Origin of the sequence: Pseudoalteromonas spongiae UST010723-006, assembly GCF_000238255.3 — a bacterium.
In the GTDB taxonomy this organism is placed as follows: domain Bacteria; phylum Pseudomonadota; class Gammaproteobacteria; order Enterobacterales; family Alteromonadaceae; genus Pseudoalteromonas; species Pseudoalteromonas spongiae.
In genome coordinates this window covers 2119775-2133971 of sequence record NZ_CP011039.1, presented here as the reverse complement: position 1 = coordinate 2133971, position 14197 = coordinate 2119775, and the positions used below count along the sequence as shown (strand labels likewise).

11 protein-coding genes are annotated in these 14197 nt (G+C 40.7%); 4 read left to right on the top strand and 7 right to left on the bottom strand.

Annotated elements, in window-relative coordinates; all coding sequences use genetic code 11:
* Positions 1–61: 61 nt before the first annotated feature.
* Together PSPO_RS09910 and PSPO_RS09905 are read right to left on the bottom strand one after the other, a co-directional pair.
* Positions 62–2257, bottom strand: a complete 2196-nt coding sequence (locus PSPO_RS09910) for a DUF6351 family protein (RefSeq protein WP_010559606.1) — start codon at positions 2255–2257, stop codon at positions 62–64.
* Positions 2258–2337: 80 nt separating this feature from the next.
* Positions 2338–3654 carry a peptidoglycan DD-metalloendopeptidase family protein gene (locus PSPO_RS09905; protein ID WP_010559607.1) on the bottom strand — a complete coding sequence of 439 codons (1317 nt, stop codon included), beginning with the start codon at positions 3652–3654 and terminating at the stop codon, positions 2338–2340.
* Between the two features lie 186 nt (positions 3655–3840).
* Here PSPO_RS09905 and tyrS point away from each other — a divergent pair, with 186 nt between their 5' ends.
* Entirely contained in the window at positions 3841–5040 is a 1200-nt protein-coding gene (gene tyrS / locus PSPO_RS09900; RefSeq protein ID WP_010559608.1) for a tyrosine--tRNA ligase, read from the top strand.
* A gap of 29 nt (positions 5041–5069) precedes the next feature.
* A complete protein-coding gene (locus tag PSPO_RS09895; RefSeq protein WP_040641666.1) occupies positions 5070–5576 on the top strand; it encodes a methylated-DNA--[protein]-cysteine S-methyltransferase in 507 nt (168 codons plus the stop codon).
* Here the strand turns inward: PSPO_RS09895 and PSPO_RS09890 are convergent.
* From PSPO_RS09890 to PSPO_RS09875, 4 genes are all read right to left on the bottom strand, one after another.
* Positions 5573–6403, bottom strand: coding sequence for a cobalamin-binding protein (locus PSPO_RS09890; RefSeq protein ID WP_010559610.1), 831 nt, complete (start codon positions 6401–6403; stop codon positions 5573–5575). The genes PSPO_RS09895 and PSPO_RS09890 overlap by 4 nt on opposite strands.
* On the bottom strand, positions 6381–7334 hold the full coding sequence (locus PSPO_RS09885) for a cobalamin biosynthesis protein (protein WP_010559611.1): 954 nt from the start codon (positions 7332–7334) through the stop codon (positions 6381–6383). Before PSPO_RS09885 ends, PSPO_RS09890 begins: the two co-directional genes overlap by 23 nt.
* Entirely contained in the window at positions 7335–8045 is a 711-nt protein-coding gene (mtnN, locus tag PSPO_RS09880; protein WP_010559612.1) for a 5'-methylthioadenosine/S-adenosylhomocysteine nucleosidase, read from the bottom strand.
* A gap of 134 nt (positions 8046–8179) precedes the next feature.
* Entirely contained in the window at positions 8180–8773 is a 594-nt protein-coding gene (locus PSPO_RS09875) for a DUF2726 domain-containing protein (RefSeq protein WP_010559613.1), read from the bottom strand.
* A 283-nt stretch (positions 8774–9056) separates the two neighbouring features.
* On the opposite strand from PSPO_RS09875, the gene PSPO_RS09870 reads away from it, so the two are divergent.
* Complete coding sequence (locus tag PSPO_RS09870) at positions 9057–10865, top strand: type 1 glutamine amidotransferase family protein (RefSeq protein WP_148665239.1); 1809 nt, start codon at positions 9057–9059, stop codon at positions 10863–10865.
* Between the two features lie 41 nt (positions 10866–10906).
* Positions 10907–13231 carry an ATP-binding protein gene (locus tag PSPO_RS09865; protein ID WP_010559615.1) on the top strand — a complete coding sequence of 775 codons (2325 nt, stop codon included), beginning with the start codon at positions 10907–10909 and terminating at the stop codon, positions 13229–13231.
* Positions 13232–13235: 4 nt separating this feature from the next.
* Here the strand turns inward: PSPO_RS09865 and arcA are convergent, their stop codons facing one another.
* Entirely contained in the window at positions 13236–13949 is a 714-nt protein-coding gene (gene arcA / locus PSPO_RS09860; protein ID WP_010559616.1) for a two-component system response regulator ArcA, read from the bottom strand.
* Positions 13950–14197 lie beyond the last annotated feature (248 nt).

The window sequence follows — 14197 nt, the reverse complement described above, 5'->3', positions numbered from 1 at the left end:
TTAATCGTGATTATTCCCCTAATTGAGAAATCAGGTGTACGCTTCTCAGATCAGCAAACGGCTAAGATCGCCCGTTGGATTTGGCCACTTGTGATGATTTCAATGGTGGTAAGTCTGATTTATCATTTAGTACGTTAAACGGATTACCTAAATCAGGTTTATCGTAATCACACACACCATCGGGAAAAGTGCGCTTTAGTTCAGCAAGGTAGGGCGTCATATCGATGGGCGCATACACTCCGTTTGCTACCGCTTTTTCTACAGCAATACGCTGACATTTAAAAATACTGCCAGAAAATGGCCCGCCGGCTTGAATTCGTGAATTAGTATAAATGGGAAAATGTTTTGTACATGCACCTGCTGGCTGATTATTCCAGTTTCCGTGCCAGACATTTTCACCTTGCGCGATTATCCCACCCGACTTATTAAAACAGCGATCGCTTGCATCATCAGGTGCTTGCTGAGTACTCAACCATTTATCAATAACAGAAAAAGCTTCATTGAGTGGTGTGTAGTGCTTATCAGCAATCCAAATACGGTGGTTTTTGAGATGCCCTTGTTGTTTTAAGATTCTAAGTCGCGTGGCAAATGACGTAGAGATATGGTGCATATCAAGCTGATCTTCGAGGTAGTGATGAATATCGATTGTAGGTATGCTGTTAAATCCCAAATACACTTGACCATAGCGATAAGCTTGTCTTACAGCAGCTAGGTTCGCCACCGTACGCTTGGCTGGTTTTTTTCCTGCAACATAGATATTGTGCCGGCTCCACTGTGTAAGCCAAATAGGGGTTTTTACAAATGGAAAAAACAGTAGTTGTTCAGGGCGCTGCTCTGTTTGTGCTTTCCACCCACCAATATGATAATTTAAATGCAAAAACTCAGTCGCTGATAAACTGCCTTGTTTAAGGCCATTTAAGCCATATTGAACCCCTTGGTTATCCCAAAGAGCGGGTGCACTTGTTGCAGCATTAGGTGCTTGTGTTATTAAGGCCAAATCTTGCCAATAACTCCAGTTAGTTTGGTGATTAACCGTTTGGCTAAATAAAGGCTTTAGAAAGCCTTGTGCGGGATTATTAACAAGGCTGCTTAGCCCAAAGTAGCCATGTACACACTCGCTATATATTTTAGGGCGATAAAACGCCTTACCTGTGAGAAATTGATTTATTGGCGTATAAAACCAAGATTTATGTTCAATCTCGGCATTGTTTAAACCTTCAATTGCACGTTTTTTGTCACTGTTATCCCAGTTAGCTAAATCACTTTTAAAGTGGTAATAGGTATTGAATAAGTCGCAATCAAGGGCATAAATCGTTTGTGACACCATATCTGGGTAGGAATAGAGCGGTATGGCTGCATCAATTAAACCAGGGCTATTTTGTGCAATTAAGTACTGTGCCAAACCGCCACCCGAGCCACCAATGCCAACGGTGTAAATGGGTTTGCCATAAAGTGCTTCAAATTGTTTTTTTACCCGCCATGCAGTGTCTTCGGCAAGCAGCATATTATAAGTGTAGCTGGTTTTGTTGGCGCTTGAGGTGATCACTGCATAGCCGTTATGTAGTTGGCTAAAGCGCCGCTGTAATAGTTTTTTGGGATTTACTTTGCCTTGGCGAAAGCCAATACCAACACCGCCAGCAAATTGATAAATAAGTTTTTTGTTCCAAAGAGAGCTTGTTCGCCAAGTGTTAAATTCCGTTTTTTTGATTGGCATTGCAATGGTATAAATATGCCGATTTATCGTGCCTTGCTCTAACCTGATGAGTTGCTGATTGCTATCGAATTGGTGTTTATCAAGGGATGAAGAATCGGTAATTTCTTCACTTTCGCCGTTTAAATTCACTACAAAGTAGCGCAATGTTGAGGGCACTAAACAGTCTTTGCTGTAGCCAATTACGGTGTTGCTTAAGCTGCCGTCTGAATTTTCTCTGAAAACCGCAGTGCCGAGCGCTTGTTGATTATCGACTAAGGGCTGTCCAAGCCCTGAGCGAACAGTATCACATGAGAATGGATAACGATTGTTACCGGCGTAAAGAGGCTTTATCGGACCAACATCACCGAGCGCAATGGGGTATTGAGTATTATCAGCCGGGCGCGGGGTTGTGCGAAGGTGATTAGTGACATTTATGCGATTAGATTGCTGTTCGGGAGCGGTATTTAGTACGCGAAACTGTGAATGGGGCACAGGCGTACACGTTAACAATAAAGAGCAAAAGGTGATCAGCATTAAGCGTTTAATAAGCACAAATAACAACATAACTACCTCCTGCATTAAGTATAGGCAGAAGATTTTTGCTCTGTTAGAACGAATAAGGCACCGTTAGGTGCCTTATTATTCTATTTTGCTAATGCGAGTTGTAACTCTCTGTTTTTCTGTAAACTTACAAGCATCTCTTGCGCGTATGGCCTGAAATTAGCAAGTTCAGATTTAGGCAGTGATTGTGCCTTTGGTAACTTAACTGTTCGTGGATTACGGTGTACACCGTTAACTAAAAACTCATAATGTAAGTGAGCGCCAGTAACGCGACCGGTTGCCCCAACAGTACCAATTAGTTCACCTTGTTTAACTTTTTCGCCGCGTTTTACCTTGCGTTTATGCAGGTGTAAGTACTTAGTCACATATTGTTGACCATGACGAATAAATACATAGTTACCATTATATTTATTGTAACCCGCTTTAATCACAGTACCGTTACCCGCAGCAACCACTGGTGTGCCAGTTTTCGCTGCGTAATCGATACCGCGATGCGCTTTAACACGGCCTGTAACAGGGTGCTTGCGACGTGGGTTGAAGTTCGAGCTTATATATCTAAAGTTAACAGGAGCTCGTAAAAATGCTTTACGTAAGCTACGGCCTTCAGGGGTATAGAAATTATCATCGGTATGACGCACCGCGGCATAGCTTTCGCCTTGGTTAACGAATTCAGCAGCAAGAATTTTACCGGTACCAATAAACTCACCATCAACGTAGTGGTTTTCATAGATCAGAGTGAAAGCATCGCCTTTACGAAGATCGTTGGCAAAGTCGATATCCCAACCAAAAATATTGGCAAAGCTAATAATTTGTTTTTCATTTAGACCAGCGCTAAGACCTGCGTTCCAAAAACTCGAATCAATCGTGCCCGACGCGTAATCAGTACGTTTTTCAATTGCTTTTTTGTCTAGGCTAGAGCTAATGGTTTGATCGTCATTAAGTTTAACGACCAAAGTTTCTGTACGGCTAATTTGATAGTTTAACTGAATTAATTCGTTGTTTTCGTTAGCTGCGAAAAATAGTGAGTCACCAGGGTGAATTTTAGTTAACTGTTTATTGAGTTTGTTGGCATTAACTATTTTATGAAGTGTGGAAGCCGAAAAACCTGCGCGTTTAAATATTTTAGCTAGGTTATCGCCTTTTTTAACTTTGAATTCTTTAAAATTAAGTGTTACTTCTGGCAACACCTCTTCTGCTTTGGCGGAAACAGCTTCTTGTTCTAACTTTTCTACTTCAATTGCTAATTCATAACGCTTGCCGATTTCTAGCGCATCATGATTTGTATGCCTTGATGCGCTCGCCTTCTCAGAGGGTAGCAGCACCAATGCGGAAATAAATGTAACTACCCCAGCGAGCAACAATTTATGTTTTTTCGGTAGTTTTTGTACTTGCAAAACCATAATGTGCCTTTTGCTACATTAATTAAATAAAAGTGAATAAAATCAGAATAACCTTATATCACCTGTAGCGCCAGTGTTTTGTGCATTTAAAGTGACCAAAATATAGGGTAGAATCAAGAAATTGTTATCTTAAAAATGAATTTTTTGCAAAAGTGCGGCAACGTGCTTTTTCGAATGGAGAAATACATGGCTGATATCCAAGCAGCGTTAGCAGAAATAAAGCGTGGCGCTGAAGAGATCCTGATTGAAGATGAGTTAGTTGAAAAATTAAAGTCAGGTAAAAAATTAAAAATTAAAGCAGGCTTCGATCCAACGGCACCGGATCTTCACTTAGGTCATACTGTGTTAATCAATAAAATGAAAACTTTCCAAGACTTAGGTCACGAAGTTATCTTTTTGATTGGTGATTTCACAGGCATGATTGGTGACCCTACAGGTAAAAATGTAACGCGTAAGCCACTTACTCGTGACGATGTACTTGCTAATGCTGAAACATACAAAGAGCAAGTATTTAAAATTTTAGACCCTGCGAAAACTACGGTTGCATTCAACTCACAGTGGATGGAGAACCTAGGTGCAGCAGGTATGATCAAACTAGCTGCGCGTCAAACGGTTGCGCGTATGTTAGAGCGTGACGATTTCAAAAAGCGTTATGCAGGCGGTCAGTCAATTGCTATTCACGAGTTCCTGTACCCATTGGTACAAGGTTGGGATTCAGTTGCATTAGAAGCAGATGTTGAACTCGGTGGCACCGATCAGCGTTTTAACTTGCTAATGGGTCGTGAGCTACAAAAAGACGAAGGTCAAAAACCACAAACCGTATTAATGATGCCTTTACTTGAAGGTACTGACGGCGTTCAAAAGATGTCTAAGTCATTAGGTAACTATATTGGTATTACTGATGAGCCAAATGATATGTTTGGTAAAGTAATGTCGATTTCAGATGATCTAATGTGGCGTTACTACGAGCTACTTAGCGCATTAAGCATTGAAGAAATTGATGCACTGAAAGAAAAGGTAGCAAATGGCACAAATCCACGTGATATCAAAATTGAATTCGCGAAAGAGATGATTGCACGCTTCCATTCAGAAGAAGCTGCTGAAGGTGCGCACCAAGATTTCATTAAACGTTTCCAAAAGAATGCGCTGCCGGATGATATTCCAGAAGTAACGATCACTGCAGATGGCGAATTAACCATTGCAAGCTTACTAAAAGAAGTAGGTCTAGTGGCAAGTACATCTGAAGCAATTCGCATGATCAAGCAAGGTGCGGTAAAGATTAACGCGAAAGAAAAAGTTTCAGACAGCAAAATGTTGATTGAAGCTGGCACAACGGAAGTTTACCAAGTTGGTAAACGTAAGTTCGCAAAAGTAACTGTTAATTAATGAGAGCCCACGAAAGTGGGCTTTTTTATATGTCTAAAATATTAACGACCGAATATTTAAGCCCTGTAGGCAAATTACTAATAGGCTCGATTGATGAGCAATTATGTTTGTGTGACTGGCAAGAGCGAAAAGCCCGCAGCACTGTTGATAGTCGTTTAGCGAAAGGATTAAGCGCAGAGTTTGTTTGTGCAAACAGTGATTTTAACCAGCAGGCTATAAATCAACTAGAAGCTTACTTTGCAGGTGATTTAAATCAGTTTTCAATTCCTTTAAAGCTGGTGGGTACTCACTTTCAAAAGTTAGTTTGGCAGGGGTTACAAGCAATTGGATATGGTCAAACGCAAAGCTACGGTGAATTGGCAACAAAGCTTAATATGCCAAGTGCCGTGCGAGCAGTTGCGAATGCCAATGGTGCTAACGCAATTTCGATTATTGTGCCATGCCACCGTATTATTGGCAGCAATGGCAAGCTAACGGGTTACGCCGGTGGTTTAGCCGCGAAAAAGCGATTACTCGAAATTGAGGGGGTTAGTTAGTTTTGAAAGGCGCTGACCTTTTCGCATAACTCATTTGCGGCAATAAGCACTCGATTGGTGTAGCGGTGTAAGTGATCTGGGTTGAGTTTTATTATTTGACCTTTTTTAACCGCTGGAATCGAATTCATATCACGCCAAATCTTTGCTTGTGTGTTGTCTTCATCCATCTCTGAAATCACAATAAATTCTGGCTGTTTTAACATGACCTGCTCTTTATTAACGGTTGGGTAATTAACCGAGCTGTCGGCAAATACATTGCTAAGGCCGCAGATGTCAAAAATTTGATTAACTAAAGTATGTTTATTGGCTGTCATAATCGGTGTATGCCAAAGTTGAAAAAATGCAGTGGCAGGCTTTTCTTTTTGATAGCGCGTTTTTAACTCGCTAATCTCACGTTTAAATTGTGATGTGTAGTCAATAGCTTTATTTTTGGCGTTTAATGTTTCGCCGAGCGCAAGCACTTCGTTTTCTATATCTTCTAAAGTATGTGGGTTGGAAATAAACACATTTAAACCCAGCTTTTTCATTTTCTCAATTTGGCCAAGTTTAGCGTTAGAGCGCCAAACCAGCACAAGTTCAGGGTTTAACTCAACTAACTTGGCTAGGTTAATACCATTAGCATCGGCAATTTCTGGGTGCTTTTTGGCATCTTCAGGAAAATCACTGTAACTGCTTACGGCGACAATATTTTCACCTAATCCTAGCGAGTATGTCCATTCAGTTAAATGGGGGGCAAGTGATGCAATGCGTTTAGGCGTCGCTGAAAGCGGTAAGCTTAACAATAAAGTTAAAACAAATATAAGCTTAGAGATGGTTAGTCGCGGCATAAATAATTTCCAAGAAAAGAATAAGGCAAAGCCAAAATGCACTGGCAAACATCAGTGCGTTTTTCGCTTGTTTAATTGCTTTTTGCTGTGGCAGTGTTTTAGGTCCGATGCGTGTTTTGCTGTAGCGCTTACCAGAGTAAAAAGCAGGGCCACCAAGTTGTACGTCAAGATATCCACTAAGACAAGCAAGCAAAAAACACGAGTTTTTCTGATAACCATTATCTACAAATAGCGCTAAGTAACGAAAACCTCGGGTTTTAGGTTTAAGCAGTAAAGGCAAGCAAAAAAGCCTAAGCGGTAAAAATTCTAAGTAATAAATAACGGCGTTGGTTGCGTTACTGAACTGGCTATCTGGTGGCGCAGTTTTAGAAAAAACATTGGCACAATGTAAAAATAGGCAATAAATAAGTGCCGCGTTAAAACCCAAGCAGTAATAAAGAACAAGCGGCAAAAAAAAGTGGCGAAAATAGCTTAAACTTTGGTGTTCAATGATTGCTTTTATTAATCCAGACTCTGATAAGTTGTTACTATCACGACGTAAAAACTGGCTTAAAATATCGCGTACCACGGGCTTTTGTTGTTGTGTTAATAGCCATGCTGCGCGTTTTAATTTAGCGTTAGTGTAAGGATTGTTAATCAGTAATAATAAGATTAACAACTCAAACGCAACGGGATATTGCGCAAAGCTTGTGATGCCAATCGCCAAGATTGCGATGCAGCCTACAATTAAACAGCTTAATAATAATGAAGAAAAGGATGCGTACACATTCGATGCGTTTGCATCATAAATACGCCCAGCCATTTTGCTTATCAGTAGGCGAAAAAACGGTGTAGGGTGATATTGCGAGGGGATAACTAACACTGAGCTAACCAGCGCAAGCAATATTGTTTGCCATGCGCTGGTTGAAAAAAAGGGCAGCTCAAATGCCACTTACAGAGAGACCTGCTTTAGATTTTTTAACAGTGCAATCACCATCTCTGATGAGTTTTCTGATGCTTTCACTAAATAAGACTCGAATGATTCTGGTGATTCTTTACCAGCAATATCTGACAGCGAGCGAATCACTACAAATGGTGTATTTAGCTGATGACATACTTGTGCAATTGCTGCACCTTCCATTTCAACCGCTAACATATTTGGAAATTGTTCGCGTGTTTTGTCAATGCGCACAGGATCACACATAAATGAATCACCGGTACAAATTTGGCCAACCATTGTTTTAATGCCTTTCGACATTTCAGCAATCGCTTTTTCAGCACTTTCTACAAGTGTTTTATGCGCAATAAACGCTGGTGGCATTTGTGGTACTTGACCCATTTCATAACCAAAAGCAGTAACATCAACATCGTGATGACGCACTTCACTTGAAATAACCACATCGCCAACGTTCAGGCTTTGCTCAAAACCACCTGCAGAACCAGTGTTGATAATGCAATCTGGTGCGAACAACTCAATCATTAGCGTAGTAGCGAGTGCCGAAGCCACTTTACCAATACCAGATTGAACTAAAATGACGTTTTGCTCAGCAAGTTGACCTTGGTAAAACGTGAAGCTACCGCGCTCCGTAATTTTAGTGTTTTCAATCGCAGCTTTTAAAATAGCTACTTCTGGCTCCATTGCGCCAATAATACCGATTTTCATAATGGTTACGCCTATTAATAGGGAATAAATAAAATATGGCGGAATTATAGCTAGGTTACTAATAAATTCACAGACAAAATAAAACCCGCAATGTGCGGGTTGTTAGCGGGTAAAGAACAACCCGCTCTAAAAAATTAAACTTGTGCCAGAGCCGTTGACTGCGACTTAACCTGTGACGGAGACAACACTGCCGTAGGTTTACTGGTTGCTTTTCGAATAGGTGGTTTAGAATTGGTTACTTGTTTACCCAATTTAAATAATATGGCCTGTCTTACTTCTTGTGGCTTGTAACCCGTTTTTACTTTTATGCGAATAAGCGGTACACCGGCAGATTCTAACGCGCCATTTACAAACCAGTCTTTTTTCGCCTTGTGACCATTTTTACTAGCATTATTGACTAAGTCGATTGCTGCAACAATCTTCAAGCTTTCTTTATCCAATAATACGTAATCAAGCTGTTTATTTTGCGCTTTAGCAAGTGCACTGCGACGTGATTTGTCATCGGTGCCCGGTTGAAAATCTAAAATATCAACCAACCTAACGCGACTTACAATTTTGTAGTCAGAGCCAATCGCTTTTTCCAGCAAATTTAAAAACGCCGTTTCTACCTGAGTAAATAACGATTTTTTTTGTGTAAACGGGTAAGGATTTCCCGAGTGGGTAAATTTTGACGCAACAAACGCCGCCATAACCACTAACACTAGAATTAATAACGAAACAAGTTCCATAGATACTCCAAATCAAAACTTTGACGCAAACTTTTTCATAATGAATTAAGCAATAAAAGTGCCAAAACTTTATTACTACATCGATTGGGTTTTATGGGAATTTTGTTGGCTTAACAGCGCAACTACTTGTTACTCGCGCAGATACTGGGTAAAATTCGAAATTCCGTTGTGCTCATTCGAATTTGGGGTTTGCCGACTCGCTCTGTTCGGTATCTAGATTGACGCAATAAAATAACAATAAATGGTGTTACTTATGCGCTTCGCTCGACTTTGCTTGTTTAAAATGACAAATAAAAACACGTTTAGTAAGAACGTACAAACTTTTGTTAGTTCAATAATCGCAACTTCTTTTGTTGCGTTCACTCCTGTGGCGGCTGTTTCGGCTAACACATTACTTATGCTCTCAGACGACCTTAAGGTTTGTTCCAGTGAAAATCAACGTTTCTGTACTAAAGAGGGAAAAGAATCGTTTTCCGATGATGTAAAACAAAAAGCCATTTTTGATATTACCGATGAAGCACTGTTACGGGTTTCTGAGTATGCGTGGACTGAACAAGAAGAATTAAAGAAACAAGTTGCTGATATTCTAAAAGCGGTAAAACCTAAATTTGAAAGCAAAACATTAACGGAGCGCCAGTTTGTAAGAGCGCTGCGTGGTGTGTCAATTGAAGTTGGCACAGAAACGGTTTCAGGTCGTGATATTTGGCAAAGTCTATACGAATTTGAAAAGCGTAATCTGTTCGATTTGTTAGAGCAAAAGCAAGCTGAAAGTCGCTCAAAACGCAAAAAAACCGAAGTTAACTGGGCGCAAAGCACAAATTTAGAGGCAACACTTGCTTACCAAAAGTTATTTGATTTAAGTGTTGAAATTTCAGGTCCTAAGCGCAAACCGCGTATTGCTGTAGTAACAGGCACAGATCGCGACCCATATGCACGCGTTGACTATTACCTAGGATTGTTTGAGCAAATTGGTTTTGAAGCAACTTGGTTGCCAATTGATGCAGCAATGCAAACGGCTATTACGGCAAAAGAATATGAAAAGTCGTCTTGCGATAGTCTAGAAGAATTCCAAATAAAGCGTTTAGCGAGCTTTCGCCGTGAAGTACTTTACCCAGATTTATATCGTCAGCAAGTTAGTGAATGTAAAAAGTCGTCGCCATTAATTGACACCATCAAGCGAATGGATGCGATTTATATTGCTGATGGTAGCCCATTATTAAGTTACCACGCGTTTTACACGCCAACCGGTGCTCCAAGTGAATCGCTTACAAAAATCATTGATATGTTTAATAAAAATGAAGTGTTAGTTGCGGTTGAAGGCGGCAGTGTAAATGCGATCACTAATGCTAGAAAACCACTTAGCATTTTGGCGGGCGCTGTTAATGAAATTAATACGATTGTGCCTATGTCTTTCGCATCTGGCCATGACGCTTGTAGCTTAGGTGCTGATTGTATTGCACTTGAAAGCGAACGTGACTTTACAGTTGTTGAATCACCAATTCTACCATTACTACCGTTTGGTATTGTTGATACTCAAGTATCGAAACGTGGTAAACAATTACGCGGCCTACATGCGGCGCTATTCAGTGATAATCAGCGTATATTTGGTTTAGATGATAAAACAGCTGTCGTTGTTACCAATCAAGACAATAACCTTGAGCTAGAAGTGATTGGCTCTGGCGGTATGTGGTTGTTTGAAGTAAACAGAGAAAATAATGAAGGTGGTGTACGCGAGTTTACAAGTCACTACTTCACACATGGTGATCATATTGCAATGCGCAGCGGTGGGGTTTCAGTGGAGTTCCCGAGTTGGAAGTATGCAACTCAGTTAAATGGGTCTCAGCCACAAGTAACTTCAGCACAAGCGCTATCACGTAACAACTTCTTTAAGTTGAACGAAATGATGTGTCAAACAGGTGCTAAGCAGGCACTTGGCAACGACCGAATTAATGAACAAGACGTTAGTTTATCAATTGCACAAAGCAGTTCAGCATTGGCACGCTTAGGCGTAGCTAAAGTACGTGGCGGCGAGTTTAGAGTATGTTCGCTTTCGCAAGTTGCAAATAAGCTGACGGTTTCACCAAACCTATAACTTTACGTGGTGAGCTATAACTTGAACTATAGTTACATATTATGAATAGCTCACTTTCAAGCTTTTGGGTAATCGCCCTTAACCGATTAATTGACCGCCTTGGCACAGGTAAAGCTGGGGCGGTCATTTTTGTTTTAATTCAACTGATTGCGTTAGCGGTAGCCTGCACTTATTACTATATCTCGTTAGGCGAAGTGCCTTGGTTAGAAGTTGTGGGCATGTTGGTATTTGCCGCAATTCTAGCGCCATTATTTATCATTTCTATTTTTGATATTAACCATCAATTGAGCGCCTCCAATCACTATATTGAAAGTGCTACCAAACAAGAAAAATTACTTAACCAAAGCCTAAAAGAAAACATTCGTCGTTTAAATAATGAAATTGACGACAGAAAATTGGCATTCCAAGCAAAGCGCCGAGCGATTGAAGAGTTGCGCCGGGAAATTGCTGAACGTAAACGTACACAACAAGAGCTTGATGAGCAAGAAGTACTGTTACGCTCAATTGTGGATTCATCTCCCGACTTATTTTATTACCGCGATAATTCAGGCCGCTTTGCTGGTTGCAATAGAATGTTTGAAGAGGTGATGGGGTTGTCGTCAGAACAACTTATTGGACGTCGCGCGGATGATATTTTTGGCAAAGGGTTAACACCATCGGTACTTAATACCGATAACGAAGTTCAGCAAAACCATGTTTCTGTCACGCTAGATGTAAGTTGCCAAGTTAATAAAGAACTACGCTGGTTTGAAATGCGTAAAGTACCGTTCTTTAATCCAAATAATGAATACATTGGCCTACTGGGTTTTGGTCGAGATATCACATCGCGTAAGCGCGCAGAGCAAGATCTCGAAACTGCATATAAAGACAAGGGTAAATTTATTGCAACCCTGAGCCACGAGTTACGTACACCGCTTAACGGTATTGTCGGTTTAACTCGTATGTTACTTGATACCGAGTTAAACGATGATCAGCGCAGCTGGTGTAACACAGTGTTTTCGAGTGCGGAAACCCTTGGCAATATATTCAACGACATAATCGACCTCGATAAGGTGGACCGAGAGCAATTAGACATTGCATGTGAGAGCGTCAATCTTGCTGATTTTCTCAATGACATCTTTAATTTTGGCGGCTTAATCGCGCAACAGAAAGATCTTGAATTTAAAGTACACCAAGACGGCGTGTTTGATGTACATGTGGAAATTGACCCGACCCGTTTACGCCAGGTATTGTGGAATCTTATTAATAATGCGGTGAAGTTTACGCAGCAAGGAACCGTCACTCTCGATTGTAAACGCGTCTATCGCGGTCAGACGTCTTATCTCGAAATTAGTGTGAGCGACACAGGTATTGGTATCGCCAAGGACGAATTAAGCCGAATCTTCGATTTATACTATAAAGTACCTGATTTATCAGGGGGCAATGCACTTGGCTCTGGAATTGGCTTAGCCGTGTCACGTGCACTTATTTTGGCTATGGAAGGCGATATTCACGTTGCTAGTAATGTGGGAAAGGGCAGTACCTTTAATATTGAAATTCCATTGGTATTAACCGAGCAGCCAGTGCAACAAGTTTATGATGGGCGTCCACTAAATATATTATTAGTAGAAGATGTGCCGCTTAACGCAGATATCGCAATTAACTTGCTAGAGCAGCGTGGTCACGATGTGATTTGGGCGGAAACAGGTGAAGATGCGCTTTCGTTTATTGAAACCGAAGATGATTTAGATTTAGTGCTGCTCGATATGCAGTTGCCCGACATTAATGGCGACCAAGTGGCGCGAATTGTACGTTCACGTGAAGAGTTTGACCATTTACCATTAGTTGCATTAACTGCAAACGTGCGCCGCGCTGAGGAAGATTTAGCAGGTGTTACTATGCAAGGGTCATTGGCTAAGCCGATTAATACGCGAAAGCTTGATGGAGTACTTGCAGAGTTATTCCCTCATTCAACCAAAGAGGTTGAAGTAGAAGATAAGAGTCACGATAAAAAGTCTACGCTGATTGCAACACAGGATAGTGAATTACTGGATATTGAAACATTAGAAGATTTTGTTGAGTCTATGGGCGCTCAGTCTTTCTTACGTGGTGTGCAGTTGTTTGAAAAGCTATGGCCAAATTACTTAAAAGAGCTGGAACAAGCCCTTGAGCATAAGCAGTACAGTGAATACAAGTCAGTTGCCCATAAACTAAAAGGTGCGGCAGGCTCAGTGGCTTTAAAAGTAGTGCAACAGCTCGCAAAGCGAATGGAAGATAATGCTGAAACTGCTGAGGATAGCCAATTAGCACAGTGGTTGATTGAGTTAGTTTCAGATATAGAAAAAGGGCTTAAAGCCCTTCATCAAGTATTGGATTTAGCTGATTAACTAATTAATCAATCTTACCAATAAAGCGGTAGCCTTCACCGTGAATTGTGCTGATAAGCTCTGGTGTGTTTGCTTCGCTTTCGAAATGCTTACGAATACGACGAATCGTTACATCTACTGTTCTGTCATTAGCGCGTAATTCACGACCTGTCATGTGCTTAATTAGCTGCTCACGGCTAAAGATACGACCAGGAGCGTCAAGCATTAAACGTAATGCGCGATATTCACCTTTAGGTAAGCGCTTAACATCACCTGTTGGTGAAGTTAAACAACGGCTATTTTCATCTAGTTCCCAGCCATTAAAGGTAAGAAGGCCAGAACTATTGCTTTCGATTTCGTCGCCATTTGAGTTAGTGCGCGTTAAAAGGTTACGTGCACGAATTGTCAACTCGCGTGGATTGAATGGTTTAGTTATGTAATCGTCTGCACCAATTTCTAGACCAAGAATACGATCTACGTCGTTGTCACGACCAGTTAAAAAGATAAGACCAATATTACGTTGCTGACGAATTTCGCGTGCTAAGATTAAGCCGTTTTTCCCTGGCAGATTGATGTCCATGATCACCAAGTTAATATCATCATTTTGTGAAATACGCTCGTGCATTTCTTCACCGTCAATGGCTTCTAGCACTTTGTAGCCTTCAGCTTCAAACAAGCTGACAAGATTTAACCTAGTTACGTCTTCATCTTCGACGATTAAAATCACAGGCGTTTGCATTCTTATTTAACCCTTATAGGTAAATTAAAATTATTTTCAGTAACTACTTACATTTTAGGATTATAGGGGCTAACACATTAGTAAACAAGTTTTCACGACTAGTGAAAGGGTACATTTATGACCTTAGGGAGGATTTTACAATAATTTGTCGAAGTTAAGGTTTATGATGCGGATTATTAGCGTATCGCTTGATAAATTATGCACGCTTTTGGGCATGACATAATCAAGCATTGCATCGCACTCAAATA